Origin of the sequence: Cryobacterium sp. GrIS_2_6, from assembly GCF_035984545.1 — a bacterium.
GTDB lineage: Bacteria > Actinomycetota > Actinomycetes > Actinomycetales > Microbacteriaceae > Cryobacterium.
Genome location: NZ_JAXCHP010000001.1, coordinates 2,821,943 through 2,838,650 on the forward strand (window position 1 = coordinate 2,821,943; position 16,708 = coordinate 2,838,650).

General features: G+C 70.4%; 13 protein-coding genes. 8 read left to right on the forward strand and 5 right to left on the reverse strand.

Annotated elements, in window-relative coordinates; genetic code table 11:
- Window positions 1-154: 154 nt before the first annotated feature.
- The 4 genes from RCH22_RS13820 (at window position 155) to RCH22_RS13835 (ending at window position 8,856) form a co-directional block, all read left to right on the forward strand.
- Window positions 155-7,132, forward strand: coding sequence for a hypothetical protein (locus RCH22_RS13820; protein WP_327014446.1), 6,978 nt, complete (start codon window positions 155-157; stop codon window positions 7,130-7,132).
- Between the two features lie 128 nt (window positions 7,133-7,260).
- Window positions 7,261-7,806, forward strand: a complete 546-nt coding sequence (locus tag RCH22_RS13825; RefSeq protein WP_327014447.1) for a hypothetical protein — start codon at window positions 7,261-7,263, stop codon at window positions 7,804-7,806.
- A 289-nt stretch (window positions 7,807-8,095) separates the two neighbouring features.
- Window positions 8,096-8,362, forward strand: a complete 267-nt coding sequence (locus tag RCH22_RS13830; protein WP_327014448.1) for a hypothetical protein — start codon at window positions 8,096-8,098, stop codon at window positions 8,360-8,362.
- Entirely contained in the window at window positions 8,362-8,856 is a 495-nt protein-coding gene (locus RCH22_RS13835) for a SprT-like domain-containing protein (protein WP_327014449.1), read from the forward strand. Before RCH22_RS13830 ends, RCH22_RS13835 begins: the two co-directional genes overlap by 1 nt.
- A 135-nt stretch (window positions 8,857-8,991) precedes the next feature.
- Here RCH22_RS13835 and RCH22_RS13840 read toward each other — a convergent pair whose 3' ends face one another.
- From RCH22_RS13840 to RCH22_RS13860, 5 genes are all read right to left on the reverse strand, one after another.
- A complete protein-coding gene (locus RCH22_RS13840) occupies window positions 8,992-9,801 on the reverse strand; it encodes a nuclease-related domain-containing protein (RefSeq protein WP_327014450.1) in 810 nt (269 codons plus the stop codon).
- A gap of 249 nt (window positions 9,802-10,050) precedes the next feature.
- A complete protein-coding gene (locus RCH22_RS13845; RefSeq protein ID WP_327014451.1) occupies window positions 10,051-10,353 on the reverse strand; it encodes a DUF427 domain-containing protein in 303 nt (100 codons plus the stop codon).
- Between the two features lie 116 nt (window positions 10,354-10,469).
- Window positions 10,470-11,051 (reverse strand): hypothetical protein, encoded by a 582-nt coding sequence (locus RCH22_RS13850; RefSeq protein ID WP_327014452.1) that lies wholly within the window; start codon window positions 11,049-11,051, stop codon window positions 10,470-10,472.
- 19 nt (window positions 11,052-11,070) lie between these two features.
- Window positions 11,071-12,342, reverse strand: coding sequence for a hypothetical protein (locus RCH22_RS13855; RefSeq protein ID WP_327014453.1), 1,272 nt, complete (start codon window positions 12,340-12,342; stop codon window positions 11,071-11,073).
- 65 nt (window positions 12,343-12,407) lie between these two features.
- Window positions 12,408-12,842, reverse strand: coding sequence for an EVE domain-containing protein (locus RCH22_RS13860; protein ID WP_327014454.1), 435 nt, complete (start codon window positions 12,840-12,842; stop codon window positions 12,408-12,410).
- A gap of 42 nt (window positions 12,843-12,884) precedes the next feature.
- Here RCH22_RS13860 and RCH22_RS13865 point away from each other — a divergent pair, with 42 nt between their 5' ends.
- From RCH22_RS13865 to RCH22_RS13880, 4 genes are all read left to right on the forward strand, one after another.
- Window positions 12,885-13,451 carry a hypothetical protein gene (locus RCH22_RS13865; protein ID WP_327014455.1) on the forward strand — a complete coding sequence of 189 codons (567 nt, stop codon included), beginning with the start codon at window positions 12,885-12,887 and terminating at the stop codon, window positions 13,449-13,451.
- Entirely contained in the window at window positions 13,448-14,086 is a 639-nt protein-coding gene (locus RCH22_RS13870) for a DUF1684 domain-containing protein (protein ID WP_327014456.1), read from the forward strand. Before RCH22_RS13865 ends, RCH22_RS13870 begins: the two co-directional genes overlap by 4 nt.
- 291 nt (window positions 14,087-14,377) lie before the next feature.
- A complete protein-coding gene (locus RCH22_RS13875) occupies window positions 14,378-16,069 on the forward strand; it encodes a DEAD/DEAH box helicase (protein WP_327014457.1) in 1,692 nt (563 codons plus the stop codon).
- Window positions 16,070-16,181: 112 nt separating this feature from the next.
- Complete coding sequence (locus RCH22_RS13880; protein ID WP_322136574.1) at window positions 16,182-16,676, forward strand: GNAT family N-acetyltransferase; 495 nt, start codon at window positions 16,182-16,184, stop codon at window positions 16,674-16,676.
- Window positions 16,677-16,708 lie beyond the last annotated feature (32 nt).

Here is a 16,708-nt window from a genome sequence, read left to right on the forward strand (position 1 = left end):
GCAATAAAAAGCCCGATCGAGGCCGAAAATACCACTAGGCTCCGAGACACTGTCGTGCACGGTAGCGCGCTGATCTCCGGGGGTCCGAGCGATGTCTGCTGTCGAGTTCGAACGTGTGTCCTTTTCCGAGCGACTACGCCGCAGCGTGTCGCCAATGATGCTGCTGCGCACTGCGGGCGTTGCCGCTGCCTCCGTGGCCGCCGGCCCCCTCCTGCTGATGGCCTTCCTCCTGCTCGGTGGTACCTTCGTCGGCGGTCGGCTGGCCGAAACGGCAGACGGCGCACGCGTCTGGGCCACGATCGTCACCACGCTCATCACCGTCGTCAGTGCCGCCCTCCTGGTCTTCGGGATCGTCGCGGTCGGCGTCCTGCACCGTCGGGCCCACCTCCCCCAGGGCGTTCGCGCGAGCGCGCCCCGGGTCAGCCGCTCTCTGCTCGGCGCGGCGCGCGCCTTTCCCCGGCTCGCGCTGGCCCTGCTGCTGACGCTCGTCGCTCTGGTGCTCGTCACGATCCTGGCGCTTCCCGCGAGCGCTGCGGCGCTGATCCTGGCCGGTGTCCTGTTCGTGCGGAGCGCCCGCGTGCGCGAGCCGGAGGGGACGCGATTCACCCGCGGCACGCGCATCGCCCTCGTGGCCGCCATCCCGTCCGTTCCGACGCTGGCCCTGCTCCTCCTCCTGCCCGCCCTGCTCGCGGCCACCCTCAACGCTCCCCGCTCCCTCCGAGCGCTTGTCCGCACGGCGATCATCGGCCTGCGCCAGCGCCTGGTCCCCCTGCTTCTCTTCGTCGTCGTGGGCGCCGGAGTATCCGCTGGCCTCACCTGGGCCGGCACCGCTGCATCGCGCGCGATCGACGGCGACGGCACCAGCGCCACCGGGCTGCTCGTGCTCGCGGCGATCCTCGCGGCACTCCTCGCCCTCACCGGGGCGGCCCTCGCCGTCATCGTCGCGGCCGTGCCAGGCGCATCCGCCGCGACGACCGCGGGCATGAGCGCACCGCGCCGCCCGTGGCGGCGCACCCTGCCCCTGACGGCCGCCGGCGGCCGGGTCGCCATGCTCGTGGTCGTCGCCCTCATCGCCGGCGTCGTTCCGGCCGTCACCGTGACGGCACCCGCCCAGGCGGCCAGCGTCACCCCGTCGACGGCGGTCGCCCCCGCAATGATCGAACCCGTGCTCACCATCGGATTCGACGGCTATGGCGCGACACCCGTCCTCTCGGCAGAGGTCACCGTGCCGGACGGCGACCCGATGGGCACCGTGCAGTTCCTCGACGGCGCCGTCCCCCTCGGCGCCCGGGTCGCCCTGGCCCTCGCGCCCGGCGACCCGCACGTCGCCCGCGCCTCCCTGAACGGCATAGTTCCCCTCGATCCGGGCTCGCATCCGCTCAGCTTCAGCTTCGAACCGGCCGGTACCGCCGTCGCCGCCGGCACCTCGAACGTGCACATCTGGTCGTTCCTCGCCGACACCGAGGTCACCATCAGCACGGATGCCGGCGCCGCGGTGAACGGACCGGCGACCGTGACCGTGACGGTCGCGCCGACCTACGCCACGTCGATGAAGCCGGACGGAACCGTCGACCTCACCATCGACGGGACCACCGAGACTCTCACGCTCGTCGACGGCTCGGCGGAGAAGCAGGTCACCCTCCTTCTCGATCCGTACATCACCGCCGACTCCTCGGGATCCGCCCTGTTCAAGCCCAGCTCCGGCCACTACCAGGTCGGCGCGGTCATCGTCCCTGACCAGACCCAGATCGTCGCCACCGTCTACAACCCGCCGTTCACCCTCGGGACGGTGATCAACGCCTCCGCCGTTGTGACGGCGCCGAACGCCGACTACGGCACCGTCGTGAAGGGGACGATCCAGGTCTGGGCGGGCCAGACCCTGCTCACCGAGTCGTCCAAGCTGACCCAGACGCTCAGCATCCCCACGACCGCCCTCCACGCGGGAAGCAGCGCCCTGCGCTTCGTCTTCGTTCCGGGCACCGGATTCGAGGCCTCCGAGACCACCTCGACGATCGCCATCGCCCCGGCCCGTACGAGCGTCTCCGCCGCCCTGCAGCCGGCCTCCTCACCGACCCTGGTGCCGCACGGAAGCGCCCACGCGGTGACCGTCGACGTCACCTCGGACCTGGACGGACCGCGCACGGTCGAGGTGCGCAACACCCGCACCTCCGCCCTCGTGGCCACCGGCACCGTCACCGTCACTGACCAGCACGGCACCGGCAGCGTCGTTCTCACGGGACTCCTGCCGATCGGCAGCTACACGCTGGCGGCGACCGTGGTCGGCGACGCCGATCACGCCCCGGCCACATCCGCCGGACAGAGCGTCTCGATCGGCGCCGGGCTCACCAGCACCATGCTCACTATCTCGGCCGGGGCCGTGACGGTCGACACGGTGGAGATCGGCACCCCCGTCACGCTCGTCGCCGCGACGACGGCGGCCGCAGGCGAGCCGACCCTGCCAGGGGCCGTGACCTTCACGCTGCCGGACCGCTCCTCCGCACGAGTGGACCTCGCCGCCGACGGCACGGCCCGCTACACGTTCACTCCGACCCAGGCGAGCACTTTCGCCGTGCAGGCCTCCTACTTCGACACGACGTTTCAGTACGAGCCGTCGAACGCGACCGGTGCACTGACGGTCGCCCGGGCGATCGCCTCGGCCCCTGTCTTCGGTTGGACGGGCGACCTCACCCCGAGCGACCGCACCCTCAGCCTCACCTATGCGTCGGCACCGAACCGCGCCGTTCCGACCGGCGGCATCCGCATCCTGGATGCCTCCGGCGGCATAATCGCCACGGGCAACCTGGCAGACGGCTCGGTCACCCTGCGGCTGTCCACGCCTGGTGCGCACCCCGTGCTCCGCGCCGAGTACACCGGCGACGGCCTCTATGCCACGCGCACCGACGTGCTGCCGGTCTCCGAGCTGCAGAACTACACCCCCTCGATCACCGTCGGCTCCCCGGCGTCTGCGCCGCTCGGCACCGCCTTCCCGGTGACGGTCGACCTCAGCGGCGTTCCGCTCGACCTCGTGACCCAGGTGAACCTCACGGCGACGGACCCGGATGCCAGGGTCAGCGACCTCGGCACAATCACCCTCGATGCGTCCGGCCACGGCACGGCAGCGCCCACCCTGCTCGTGGCCGGGGCCCGCGGCATCCGTGCGGTGGTCACCTTCACCGCGGCCAGCGAACTGGCGCCTGCCGCTTCGGACCCCGCCGTCACGACGGTGCAGCCGGTTCCCGTCCCCCAGCTCACGGTCTCCCGGACCGACCCCGGCGCAGCGCTCGTCGCCGGCACGTCCGTCGAGCTGACCGTCACCGCCGCCTGGCTCTCCTTTTCGTCGACGGGACTCGCCGCCGGCACACGAGCGGATCTCCTGGACGCCACCGGCACGGTCATCGGCACCACGCAACTGTTCCGGTCCCCGGGGGGACTGAGCGGAACCGTGACCGTCGCCAACCTCCGCGGAGGCACCCTGACCGTGCACGCCAGTGTCGAGTACGGGCCGTTGAGGGCCACCACGTCGAGCCCGGTCCTCGACATCGCGGTCAGCGCGCCCACGACCGACCTGTCCCTGGCCGTTCAGCCGGTCACGGTCGGCGACAGCCTCACGGTCACGGTCACGGCCGAGCCGAGCGGCACCCTGACGGGGTCCTCCCGTTCGGTGCCGGCCACGGTCACCGTGCTGGGCACCGACTATCCCCTGAACCTGACCCGCAGCGGCGCCACCGGGTTCTTCCGCGGCACGGTCGCGGTCCCCACCCTGCACGCCGGCTCCCTCGCCGTGGCCGCGTCCACACCGGGTGACGGTGTCGACGCGAGTGCCGCGACCGCCGTCCTGACCGCCATCGTGGTCAAACGCGCCACGAGCGTCGCGGTGGTCGTTCCGGACGGGGCGCGCGCGGGCGACGCCCTCCCGATCTCCGCCCGGGTGCTGCAGGCCGGCTCCCAGACCAGCCCCGCGCCCACCGGCACGATCATCCTCACCGGTTGGGACGACATCCTCTGCGCCGCGGACGGGACCGGCGGATGCACCCTGCCCGGGGCTTCCGTGGGGATGGGCGAGAACACCCTGTACGCGCGCTACGACGGCGACGCCGACAACGAAGCGTCGCACAGTGTGACGCAATTCACCGCGTCGGCCCGGGGCACGAACCTAGCGGTGACGTTCTCCCCGACCCCCGACCAGTGGGTGTACGGGGAGCCGATCACCGCCAGTTGGACCACCACGACGACCGGTGCCGCCGCCGTGGGACGGGTGTACTTCGACCTCCCCGGCGTCGGATGCAACGGGCCCGCGCTCGCGGGCAGCTGCACGCTCACCCCGGTGACGACCGCCCAGTCGGCACCCGTCAGCACCGAGTACAGCGTCACCTTCATCTCCCGAGACGACGCCCCCGGCGCCGTCGTGAGCGGATCGGCCGACGCCAGGCTGTGTGCATACCCGATCGTCTTCGGAACCATCGAGTACGGCACCGCCGAACGCTGCGGCAGGGACGGGCAGGGCGTCGTCACCGGCAGCCTGCTGCGCGCCACGGCATACGCGCATCCCGACTACGCCGTCGACAGCTGGACGATCGACGGCTCGATGCGTCTTGCGCAGGGACGGTCCTTCCTGTTTGTCGTGACCGGATTCATCCAGGTCGGCTACACCGAGCACTACGCGCCGACCTGCTTCACCCTGAAGCTGACCCCCACGGTGGACTGGGGCCTGCTCGACCCCTACGCGCAGGGCTGGGCGCGCGCAATGACCCGGCCGAACTGCGCGAGTCCGTACGCGTCCACTCCCCAGGAGCTGGCAGACCAGAAGGCCGGCTTCCCCCGCTACGCGGCGGGCACCGTTGTGGACATGATGCTCGTCCCCGCCAATTTTCCCGGAGATTCCGGAGCCACCGAGTTCATTCTCGACACTCTCACCGGAGCCACCCGCACCGGCGACCTCTACGCCCAGGTCGTGATGGACGCCGATCGAGCGGTCACCGCCACATTCCGCGTCAAGGCCTGCACTGTGGTCGACCTCCCCGTCACCGAGGGCGGCAGCGTCGTGGTGACGGCCGCCGACCGGCCATACAGCAGCTGGGGACTGCAGCCCTTGTCCGGAGCATGCACCGTCGGCGGCGAGGCCGGGTACGTTCCCGGAACGAAGATCACCGTCGTGGCCACGGCGAAGCCCACCGCCACGTTCGGTTCCTGGCTCGGCGGCTCGTCACGCGACAACACCCCGACGACGCTGCTGGCGGCTCCGACCGGACAGCTACTCACGAGCGGTGCCACCACCGCCACAACACAACTCACCGTGCCCTGGGCGGACAGGTTCCAGGTCGGCGCCCAGTTCAGCATGGTCAAGTGCGTGACGGTCACCGTCGTCTCCAAAGCGATTCGAGACTACTTCAACGGACGCTATGGCACGCCCGTCGGCGCCTCGTGGGCACACGACGGCCCCCTCACGCAGTGCGGCGACGTCGCATCCACGGCCACGACCAGCAACAGCGCACTCGGCGGCTACCACGTGGTCACCACCACGGATTCGATGGTCGCCACGGGACGCCTGCACCTGACCACGACGGAGCCGGAGTACGGCATCATGGGCTGGCGCGGCTACACCGGCAACACCGCCTCGGTGCGCTGGAGCAGCAGCAGCGAGCAGGGTGTCGTCTGGAACGGCAGCCAGGGGACTTCCGGGGGAACGGAGATCGACCTCGCGCGGGTCAACAGCGCCATCACGCTGACAGCCGGCTGGTACAACACGAGCTGCAAGCCGCCCATCGTGAACCTTCCGCAGGGCGGCTCATACATGATCGCCCCCCTGTCAGCCGACGAGAGTTTCTGCGAACGCGCCGGCGAACTGCCCCGGGGCCAGGCCGGCTACCTGCTGCCCGCCGCCATCGCCGGGTCCCCCAATCTCGTGCCGATCACGAGCCTGGTGAACGCCTCGGGCCTGGACGAAATGGCGGAGTTCGGCGCCTCCCAGGGCTTCTTCGAAGGTCGCGCCAAGGTCTATGGCGGCGGCACCTATCGCCTCGAGTACTGCGCGCCCATCGGGCTGAACGTTCGGGTCATCGACGATTCGGGCCAGGCATCCGCACTCGACCAGGAGACCGCCAAGAAGATCGTCGTCGACGACGGCGGATGCCCGCCGCTGTATTCCCGACCGGGCCGCAGCGTAGGCACCGCCGTGACCGTTGCGGGGCAGTTCACCTATTCGGTTGCGGGAAGCACCGACGGCACCGGCCCGACACGCGTCGTGGATGCCCACGGCAACGTCTCCGGCCTGAACGCCCTCGACCTGAAGGTCATCTGCTATTCGATCTCCGGGAGGGACCTGTCGGCGACCACGCCCGGCAACTGCCCGGGAGGGGCCGGCAACCGGTACAAGCGCGGGACCACCGTGCAGCTGCAGGCAGAAGGCATCGAAGGCAACCGCTTCGACGGCTGGGACTACGCCGACGCGTCGAGGGACCAGACCGCGTGGGTGATCATGGACAGGGACCGCTACGTCGAGGCCAAGGTGCACCGCTACAGCACCGCCGAGAAGGTCGGCAACTGGTTCAGTTCGATCAGCCAGCGGATGCTCGCCGCCGTGATCACCGTCGCGACAGGGGTGTCCCTCGCCCAGTTGATGGTCGCCAAGGTCGCCGCCGTCGGGCTGAAGCTCGCGGCAGCCGGCCTCCGGGCCGCGGGAGCCGGTGGTGCGGTCGCCGATGCGATCGACAAGGCCGGAACGGTCATCCAGGCACAGGTCGACCTCGCGATGCTCGCGACGAAGTGCCTCAACGACTGGGCGAACGGCACGGGCGAGATCCTCACCCTGCCGTCCTCGACCAGCGCGACTCCCACGCTGGGCGCCGGCGCGGGGCTCGGCCCGAACGCGACGGCCGAGGATATCTTCAACGCCGCCAAGGCCGACCTCCAGACCCGGATCGCCTCGAAAACGGGGTACAGCGGCGCGGTGCCGATCGGGGCGGTGACCGGTGACGTGGGAACGTTCATTAATATCGTCGGATCGTTCGGCGAGAACCTCAGCATGTACGGCTCTGATGCTGCGACGAACTGGAGCAGCTACGCGTCGTCGATGAAGGCGTGCATGGCCTCCGGAGTCGACTCGTACGTCAAGGACACGTACACGGGGTACTAGCGGGGTGCGGCGAGCGGACCGGGGCGGGGCCGGAAAGTTCGCCGGCACACCCCCGTACGGGTGTCGCCGCGGCATGGTCGGGATATCCTGTGAGGGAACCCGATCGTCCGCGGCACACCCGGCCGCCCTTGCCTCTGGATTACACCCTGCCCATCATCATTGGTTACGACGCCGTCACTCTCCGTGAGAAAGTCGACCTGCTCGCCGCCGGGCAGCGCCTCGACGAACTCGGCGAGTTGCGCAGCCTGTCCGCGCTCAACGAGAAGATCGCGCTGCTGCGCCTGATCGGACGCCTCGACGAGGCCTTCGACATGGCGAACGCCGCCCTGCGCCAGGCCCGGTTCACCGGTTCCCGGGAGGAACTCGCGGCCAGCCGCATCCGCCGGGCCCAGGTGATGCAGTTCCAGGGCAAGCTCGATGAGGCCGCGAGCGAGCTCACCCACTGCGTCCTCGAGGCCGAGACGCACGGGTGGAGCGCGGTTGCGGCCTTCGCCCGGGAGAACCGCGGGAAGGTCCTGTTCGAGCAGGGCGACCTCGAGGGTGCCCTCACCGACCTCACCGCTGCCGTGTTCCTGCGGGAGAAGGCCGGGGCATCCGTCGAGCAGCTCGAAGGGTCTCTTGTCGCCGTCGCGGTCGTCGAGTCCATCATCGCCGAGCGGGGCCCGAGCCGCTAACCGCACACCGCCCGCCCTGCAAACCGCGCCCGCGCCGCAACCTCACTCGCGTAACCGGTCTCGCGAGAGTGCGGTTTTGGCCCTTATGGCGCCGGGTAAGGGCAGATTCCGCATCGTCGGGGCCGTCGCCCGGGACGCCCTCCCCTGGTGCAACCGGTGTGCCGAGTCCTGGCCCCGGGGGCCAACCGGGTGACCCGAGCACCGGACCCGGCCCGGGCCCCGGTGAGGGCGCGGGCCCGGTCGAGCCGGTCGGTGGCCCAATCGTGCTTGCCTCCGGCCTCGAGGTGCCGTGGTCGATCCTTTCTGGCGGGTCGACTCCTCAACAGGTTCGGCGAGCGCGTGGTTCGTCAACACCTACGGCCGACTGCGTGACGTGGTGCCCGGCCCGGATGGCACACTGTGGTTTGTGACGAACAACACGGATGGCCGCGGCACCCGAGCCGCCGGCGACGACAGTCTCTACTCGGTTCGAGTGGAGCAGCCCACGCCCCTGGCGCGCGACATTCGGGTGGCGCCACGAGCGAACGAGCCCGCCGGATTTGCGGCGGCGCCCTGATGGCGGACCTCACCCGCGTGCGGCGCTGGGCCGAAGCGCTCATCGACCTGCACCTCGACGCCGGCTGGACCTTCGCGTTCGACAACGCCAAGAAACGCGCCGGGCTGTGCAACTTCACGGCGAAACGCATCACCGTCTCGCGTTACCTCGCCTCCGGGTACGAGGACGACGAGGTGCACCAGATCCTGCTGCACGAGGTCGGTCACGCGCTCGCCGGCCCGCGCGCCGGCCACGGCCCGAAGTGGAAGTCCATCGCCCGGGACCTGGGCTACGACGGCAAACGCACGCACGACGGCGAGATCGCCAACGAGCTCGCCCCGTGGGTGGGCGTCTGCCCGGCCGGGCACATCCACTATCGCTACCGGAGGCCGACGCACGCCCTCGCCTGCGGGCTGTGCGGGCGCGGCTTCAACAGTGACCACCTCGTCACCTGGACGAGCCGGGAGATCACAGCGGCTGCTCGGCGGCGCGCCGCGGCGTCGGCCGGCCTGTAGGCCGGACAGGGAGGCCGGCCGACGCCGCGGCGCGCCGTGGCGGCTGATCGGGCCGGTGCTCGCCGGAGCGACGCCGGTGCCGACGCTGACGCTCCCGGCCGACGGCATCCGCTGGCTTACGCGGCCGCCGGAATGTCAGCCGGAGAGGCCCATGGCCTCGGACACGAGCCCGACGATGCCGAAGAAGGCTGCGCCGCCGCCGATGAAGATCGCGAGCGGAACGTAAATGCGGCGCTGGCGGCTGGCCGCACGGACCTCGGCATCGAGGGCCTGGAAGCGTTCGATCAGGTCGTCGCCGGTTTCGACGGGCACGTTCGCCCACATCGCCGGGTTGTCGAACAGGTCGGTGAACCGGCCGCACTCGTTCTGGTCGAGGACGACCGGGAGCCCTTCGAGCCAGCCGACGAGGTCGTCGACGCCGAGCACCGTGACGAACGGCGGGCGAGCCCTGACCTTGACGTCCCGGGCGCCGACGAAGACCACAGTCGGCCGGACCGGTGCGGTCTGGGCGCGCCGGTCGCTCATCAGGTCGGTGACATGGTTCGCCTCGAATTCGGCGTGGCGGAGGTAGGGCACCGTGCGCCCGTTGACGGTCAGCACGGCCTTGTCGACGACGATGCGTGCCGCGGGGTGCTGTTTCGCGTTGACCGTGATCACGCCACCCGGGCCGACGATCAGGTGATCGATATCCCAGCCCTCGAGGCCGATCGGAAGCGCGTGAAAGATCGTCCAGTCGGAGCTGAGCGCCTCGAGACTCTTCCCGACAGCGATCTCGCCGAGCGCAGCGAAGTACCAGCCCTCGCAGCGCTTGCCGAGCGGGGAGCGCCCGCGGAAACGGTGCCACGGGGAACGCACCGGCGTTCCGGTCTGTTCGCGCAGTAGCTTGTCGATCACGGATTCCGCCGTGCGCCGCCTGTACATGCCGCCGCCGCTGAGCCTCACCATGTCTGTCGGTCCGTTACTTTAACTACGCGCGATCGCAAATCCTGTCAGCCAATTGTCCCCCCGAACAAGGGCGCGTCCTTACTCAGCGGGAATATGCCGCATGGTCAGCCCAATCCCGGAACTTTTCCTGGGCGGGCCGACCGGCAGGCGGCGCAAGCGGATGCGACGGCGCGACCGAACGCCCGAACGCCCGAACGCCCGCGCGCCCGCGCACGGCCCGCGCGCACGCTGAGGATGGTGGAACGCGCACTACTCCGAGACGGAGATTTCCTTCCAGAAGGCGACGTAGCCGCTGTAGTCCTGACCGACCCGGTCGAACGACGCGGGGTAGGGCTTCGGGTAGCTCCAGGCGCGGTCCTGCAGGAGGGCATCGCCGTCCTTGAGGCCGTAGTACTGGCACTCGCCCTTCCATGGGCAGGTGTACGGCGTCGCGCTCTCCACGAGGAAACCGGGCTTGAGGCTTTCCGGCGGGAAGTACCAGTTGCCCTCGATCTTGACGAGCTCGGACTGCGGGGCTTCGGCGATCGTGGTGCCGTTGAATACTGCCTTCATGGGGTGCTCCTGGTTCGGTCGGTGAATCGGGGTGGTGCGAGGCGGTTGCGGATGCCGGTGGCCGGTCGGCGCGGACTGCCGGCGCTGAAATGCTGGACTGTACCCCTGCTCAAACGTCAGGCCGGAAACCGGAATTCCCGGACACAGCGAATCTCGGCGGATTGCCGGGCGGCATCCGTGGCCGTGTGCAGCCGGGCGAGATCGATGGCGGCCCGAACCTCGTCGCCCCGACCGGCCACGCCGAGCGCGACAGCGGTCTCGGACGCGCTCACGAGGTGACGCAGGGCGCGATGGAGCCCGAGGAATCCGGCGGAGGGGGCGGCAGCCTCCGGCGAACAGTGGTCGATTCCGAGGCGGGAGAGCTCGTCGATCACTTCCCCAGCCAGGAGGAAGTCTTCGACTGCCGGGCGCGGGGATCCGTCCCGGCGCTGCTCGCCGACGGCGATCACGGCGACGGAGAACCGGTCGGCCTTCTCGGACTGGCGCGCGAGCACCCACTCGGCGACGCGCACCGGGTTGCCGAGGTCGGCCACGATCACAAGGTGCTCGCCAAGGGGCGTCGCCGGTTCCGTGTCGCCGACGGCGGGCAGGGCATCCGCGAGGATGATCACGTCCGCATCCCCGGCGAGCGCCTGGAACCCGGCGAAACCGACGTCGAAGCGGACCTGGTACTTCTGCTGCGGCAGGAATTCACTCACTGGGAAAGGCTACCCTCGGTCAGGCGAGGCGAGCGTCGTAGCGGGCGAGGGCGTCGGCATCCGTTGCGAGGGTCATCGCCCGGCGCGCGGCGTCGAGTGCGGTCACGGGGTCGGCTTCGGCCTCGGCGAGCGCGACGAGCCGCTCGGACTCGGCGAGGCGGGTCCGCGCCTCCGCACCGACTCGGCCGGGGTTGGCCGCGATGAAGCCGCGGGTCACGGTGCCCTGGCTGCGCGCGGCCAACAGCGCGCCGGAGAGCGCGGCCCGGGCGTTGTCGAGTCGCAGCTGCTGGTTGCGGGCCTCAGACCGGGTGACGTCGAGCCCGTCGAGCACCTCGCGCAGCCGGGCGACGTCGGCGGCCGGGTCGCTCACCCGCGATGGATGCCGCAACTCGGCCACGATCGCGTCGGCGGCGGTGATCACCCGGTTCAGGTCGGCTGCCGCGAGGGACTCCTCGTGCCCGTCGCGCAGGGTGCGCGCCTCTGATATCTCGGCGTCGGCGGAGTCGAGGGCGGCGCTGAGGGTCGCGTAGCCGATGTGGAGCTGGTCTTCTCCGGTCTCGATCGCGTCGAGGAGCTCGCCGGCGTGGAAGAGCCCGAGCTCCGCTGCCGCGAGCTCATCGCCGATCGGGTAGCCGGGGACGGCCGCGAGATGAGCGGCGGCGGCATCCGTGGCCTGTTTCGCCTGCCCGAGGGCAGTGCGGGCCTCGGCGACGTTGCCGCTGAACGCTGCGAGCGCGGTGGGGGCGTAACTGAGCCGGAGCCTGTCGATGCTCGCCGCGCCCGCTGCGACCCGGTCGGTCACCCGATCGACGCGCCGGCTGAGCTGCTCGAGGAGGAGCGGGGCGTCGCGCTCGCGACCGCGGCGGGCGGTGAAGGCGCGGTCCTGTTCGGCGAGGCGGGTCGTCGCCTCCGCGGCGAGCGCGATGATCTGCTCGGTCCAGTGTCGGCGTTCGGACTCGGTGTCCGGAACACTGTCGTCGAGCTTCTGCTGCAGGGCGAAGGCATCGCGCAGCCGGCGACGGGAGAGTTCAAGGGCCGCGGCGAAGTCCCGGGTCGCCGCCTCGCCGAACTGGGCGACCGCGAACCCGAGTTCGTCTGTCGCGGCGCCGACCTGGTCATCGGCACGCACCAGGGAGATCGCCGCGGCGCGTGCGCGTTCGGTGGCGACCGCAGCTTCGGCCTGTTCGCGGTCGCGGCGACGACGACGAGCGGATGCGACGACGAGGCTCACCCCGAGGACCACGAACGCGAGAAGTATGGCCGAGGGCACCCACCAGAGATCGCCAGTCATAGCCGCGAGTCTAATCAACGCGGCTGAGGCGAGCGGGAGCACCCGTGAATATGCCGTGCCGGCGCCTACATGCGGCGCATCTGCCGCCGGATCACGTCGTAGTCGTGCCGGGAGATCTCGAGCAGCCCCCGGCGGAGCTGGTAGCCCCAGTCGGGATCCTCCCGGGTGAACTCGAGCACGTTCAGGAGCGGGCGGATCGACGTGCTGACGGCATCCGTGTCGTAGTCGATGCGCCGCCGCCACGGCACATAGGTGCCCGAGGGCGTCTCCGGGCTCCGGAATTCGTATGCGTTCCCCTCGGCGACGAACCCGATTGCGGTGAACTCGCGCAGCAGCTCGCCCTCGACGGCGGTCTTCGGCGAGTAGTACACGACCCCGTCGCTCTCCCGCATGCCCTCGAGCGTGGTGCGCAGCCGGTAGCCGGCCTGCGCGAAGCCCATGGCGACGCCCCGCCGCACGTTATCGCGCTGCGCGACCCCGAGCCAGTACCGAATTGCCACTCCTCAGTTGTACTGCATGCCCCAGCGCCACAGACTGGGAGCATGCGTGTTCTCCTGAAACAAATCCTCGATTGCCCGCCGGATGCCGCGTGGCGCGCCCTGCAGAGCCCCGCCGTCTTCCGCGAGGTGAGTTCGCCCCTCATCAGCGTGGAGTCGCTCGAGGCCGACGGCTTCCCCTCGATCTGGGAGCCCGGCGAGCACCCGGTCGAGCTGAGCGCGCTCGGCCTCCTGCCGATGGGCAAGCAGGTGATCCGGCTGCAGATGTCTACCGAGCGACGCGACGGCGTGCGCATCGTGCGCGACACTGGCCGAGGTATCTCCGGGGCCCTCGAAGCCGTGACGCTCTGGGACCACCGGATGGCCGTGTCGGCAGACCCGGCCGGCACCGGCAAGACGCTCTACCGCGACCAGCTCATCTTCCGCACCGGCGCGCTCACCCTGCCGAGCTGGCCGGTGTTCTGGACGATGTGGCAGTGGCGGATGCTGCAACTCAAGCGGCTGGCCCCGACCTGGCGTTTCGACGTGGGCATCGACGCGGTCGACGCCGCGGCATCCGCTGGCCCTGACGAATCCGACGGAGATTCTGCGCCGACGGAGGCATCGGCATGAGCTCGACGCTGGGCGCCCTGCAGCTCGCCGACTGGCGCCGCCGCGTGACCGGCCTGTATGCAGGCGTGCGCCAGCTGAGCGTGCAGAACCCTGCGGCGGGGCACGAGCTCTGGCGGAGCGGGCGCGACGACCTGTTCGCGGGGCATCCGTCGTCGCCCCTGCTGCCCGACGATCGGTCCGCGTTCACTGGGCTCACGGTCGCGCCGTACGACCCGGACTGGCGTTTCGAAGTCGAGGTGCACCGGGCGCCGGAGCCGCACCGGATCGCGGTCGGCACAGGGACGGACGGCACCGTGCCGTTCGACCTGGTCGGCATCGTGCGGCTGCCCTACCTCGGCCCGATCGACCTGTGGCGACTGGGCAGCTATGGCGGCGGCCTGTTCCTGCCGCTCAAGGACGGTCTCGCCGGACGCCCCGGCGGAACCTACGGCGGCGGGCGCTACCTGCTCGACACGATCAAGGGTGCAGACCTCGGACCGGGGGTCGGGGACGACACCCTGATCCTCGACTTCAATTTCGCATACAACCCGTCCTGCGCCTATGACCCGATGTGGGCCTGCCCGCTCGCGCAAGCCGGCAACACGGTCGCGGTGGACGTTCCCGTCGGCGAGTTCTACACGGGCGACCGCGACTAGAACGCACCGACCGGGGGTTTCCTGGGAGGGTGCTTGACAGCATCCGCTAGACTGAGGGAACTTGCGAATGCATCGCTGCGCTCGCTGCGTCGTAGAACGCCCTCTTCTTGTTGCGGCGGCACACCTTCCCGGTGGGCCGAGCGCATATTGCGAATGAACATTCTTACGGCGAACGAATGTGCCCATCGGCACCTTCGCCATGTGAATCCTCCTGGCTCCGAAGCCTGCATTCCCTCACTCGGGGTGCGCACACGGTTCGACGGAGGGCTCTGATGCCTGAAAGGCAACACTTTGTCTGAAATTTCCTTCGGCGCGCTTGGCGTGCCGGCTCCCCTCGTTGCCGTTCTCACGGCGCAGGGAATCGACAGTCCCTTCCCGATCCAGGTCGATACCCTCCCCGACACCCTCAAGGGCCGTGACGTGCTCGGTCGCGGCAAGACCGGCTCCGGCAAGACCCTCGCGTTCGCCATCCCGATGGCCGCGCGCCTCGGCGGCAAGCTCGCCGGCGGCAAGCGTCGCCCGGGCCGCCCGCTCGGCCTGATCCTCGCGCCGACCCGCGAGCTCGCCACCCAGATCACCACCGCACTGACCCCCTTCGCCGAGGCATACGGCCTCAACACGACGACCATCTTCGGCGGCGTCTCCCAGGGCCGTCAGGTCTCCGCGCTCAAGGCGGGCGTCGACATCGTCGTCGCCTGCCCCGGACGCCTCGAAGACCTGATGAAGCAGGGCTACGTCAACCTCGACTCCGTCGAGATCACCGTGCTCGACGAGGCCGACCACATGGCCGACCTCGGCTTCCTCCCCGTCGTCACCCGCATCCTCGACAAGACGCCGAACGGCGGCCAGCGCCTGCTGTTCTCGGCCACCCTGGACAACGGCGTCGACAAGATCGTCCGCAAGTTCCTCCACAACGAGGTGCTGCACTCGGTCGACGACTCGAACAGCATCGTCTCCGCGATGACGCACCACGTTTTCGAGGTCGACAACGCCGAACAGAAGAAGGCCCTGATCGAGAAGCTGGCCTCCGGAACCGGACGCCGCATCCTCTTCATGCGCACCAAGCACCACGCGAAGAAGCTCGCCAAGGCACTCACCGAGGCGGGCATCCCCTCGGTCGACCTGCACGGCAACCTCTCGCAGGTCGCCCGTGACCGCAACCTCGCCGCGTTCAGCAACGGTGACGTGAGCGTGCTCGTCGCAACGGATGTCGCCGCTCGCGGCGTGCACGTCGACGACATCGAACTCGTCATCCACGTCGACCCGCCGGCAGAGCACAAGGCGTACACGCACCGCTCCGGCCGCACCGCCCGCGCCGGGCACGCCGGTGACGTCGTCACCCTCGTGCTCCCGGAGCAGCGTCGCGACACCGCAGACCTGCTGCGCAAGGCCGCCATCAAGGTGACCCCGCAGCGCGTGACCGCGGACTCCCCCGCCGTCGCCGCCCTCGTCGGCGAGGTTGCCGCGTACGTCAAGCCGGCGCCGCGCACCGAGCAGCCGCACCAGCAGCAGCAGCGCCAGTCCCAGGGCGGACGCTCGCAGGGCGGTCGCTCGCAGGGCGGCCGTTCTGAGGGGGGCCGTTCGCAGGGCGGCCGTTCTGAGGGGGGTCGCTCGCAGGGCGGTCGTTCCTCGTCCTCAGACGGCGGACGCTCGCAGGGCGGCAGCCGTTCCTACGCCTCCTCGTCGTCATCCGACACCTCGCGCTCGTCCGACGGGCAGCGCTCGCGCGGCCGTGACGACCGCGACGGCGCCAGCACCGCCCCCGTTCGCGGAAACCGCGGCAGCCGCAGCAACGACGCCGCCTCGGCCGGCGGAGCACGCCAGGAGCACTCGGGCCGCCCCGCGGCATCCGGTCGCAGCCACGCCCCGCAGGGCTCCGGTCGCTCCGGCGGCATTCAGGTCGGCGGACTCGTCCGCGGATCCGGCTCGGGCGCCGGCGCCGGCGGCGCCCGTCGCTCGGCCCCGCGCCGCGCGCAGGGCTAAGCAGCACGAGCACGACACCCACCGGGCCGGACTCCACCAGGAGTCCGGCCCGTTTGTCTGCCCGCACCGGGCGCGGTAAACCGGTGTCCCCCGGCTGGGTTAGGGTCAGATTATGGACACCACCACCGTCGTTGTTCGGCCCGTCGAAGAAGCGGACGCCGAGAGTCTGGGCCGTGTACACGCCCTCTGCTGGCACGAAACCTACGACCACCTGCTGAGCCAGGCGGCCCTTTCCCAGCTGCGGCCGCAGCGCCTCGCCGCCATGTGGCGCCGGTTCACCACCCAGGGAGCGGAATACCGCCAGGTCGTCGCACTCGTCGACGGAGAGGTCGTCGGCTTCGCCGGCAGCGGACCCGCCCGCGACGAGAACGCCCCCGCCGCCCACGAGCTGTACTTCATGTACCTGCTCGAGGACAAGCACGGAAGCGGCATCGGCCAGAAGCTCTTCGACGCGGTCGTCGACCCCGGGCCCTCCTACCTCTGGGTCGCCGCGGTCAACCCGCGTGCCCACGCCTTCTACGCCCGCAACGGCTACGCCGCCGACGGTCACGAGCAGGTGCAGGAAGTACTCGGCGAGCAGCTGCACGAGGTCCGCCTGGTCCGGTAGGTCTCGCCGCAGGCGGATGCCCGGCGCGCGTC

Bases quoted from the DNA above. Each gene is read 5' to 3' on its own strand.
- RCH22_RS13840 (WP_327014450.1), bottom strand. From the start codon at position 9,801: ATGGTGAGGCTCAGCGGCGGCGGCATGTACAGGCGGCGCACGGCGGAA.
- RCH22_RS13880 (WP_322136574.1), top strand. From the start codon at position 16,182: ATGGACACCACCACCGTCGTTGTTCGGCCCGTCGAAGAAGCGGACGCC.
- RCH22_RS13820 (WP_327014446.1), top strand. From the start codon at position 155: ATGATGCTGCTGCGCACTGCGGGCGTTGCCGCTGCCTCCGTGGCCGCC.
- RCH22_RS13865 (WP_327014455.1), top strand. From the start codon at position 12,885: ATGCGTGTTCTCCTGAAACAAATCCTCGATTGCCCGCCGGATGCCGCG.
- RCH22_RS13870 (WP_327014456.1), top strand. From the start codon at position 13,448: ATGAGCTCGACGCTGGGCGCCCTGCAGCTCGCCGACTGGCGCCGCCGC.
- RCH22_RS13835 (WP_327014449.1), top strand. From the start codon at position 8,362: ATGGCGGACCTCACCCGCGTGCGGCGCTGGGCCGAAGCGCTCATCGAC.
- RCH22_RS13855 (WP_327014453.1), bottom strand. From the start codon at position 12,342: ATGACTGGCGATCTCTGGTGGGTGCCCTCGGCCATACTTCTCGCGTTC.
- RCH22_RS13845 (WP_327014451.1), bottom strand. From the start codon at position 10,353: ATGAAGGCAGTATTCAACGGCACCACGATCGCCGAAGCCCCGCAGTCC.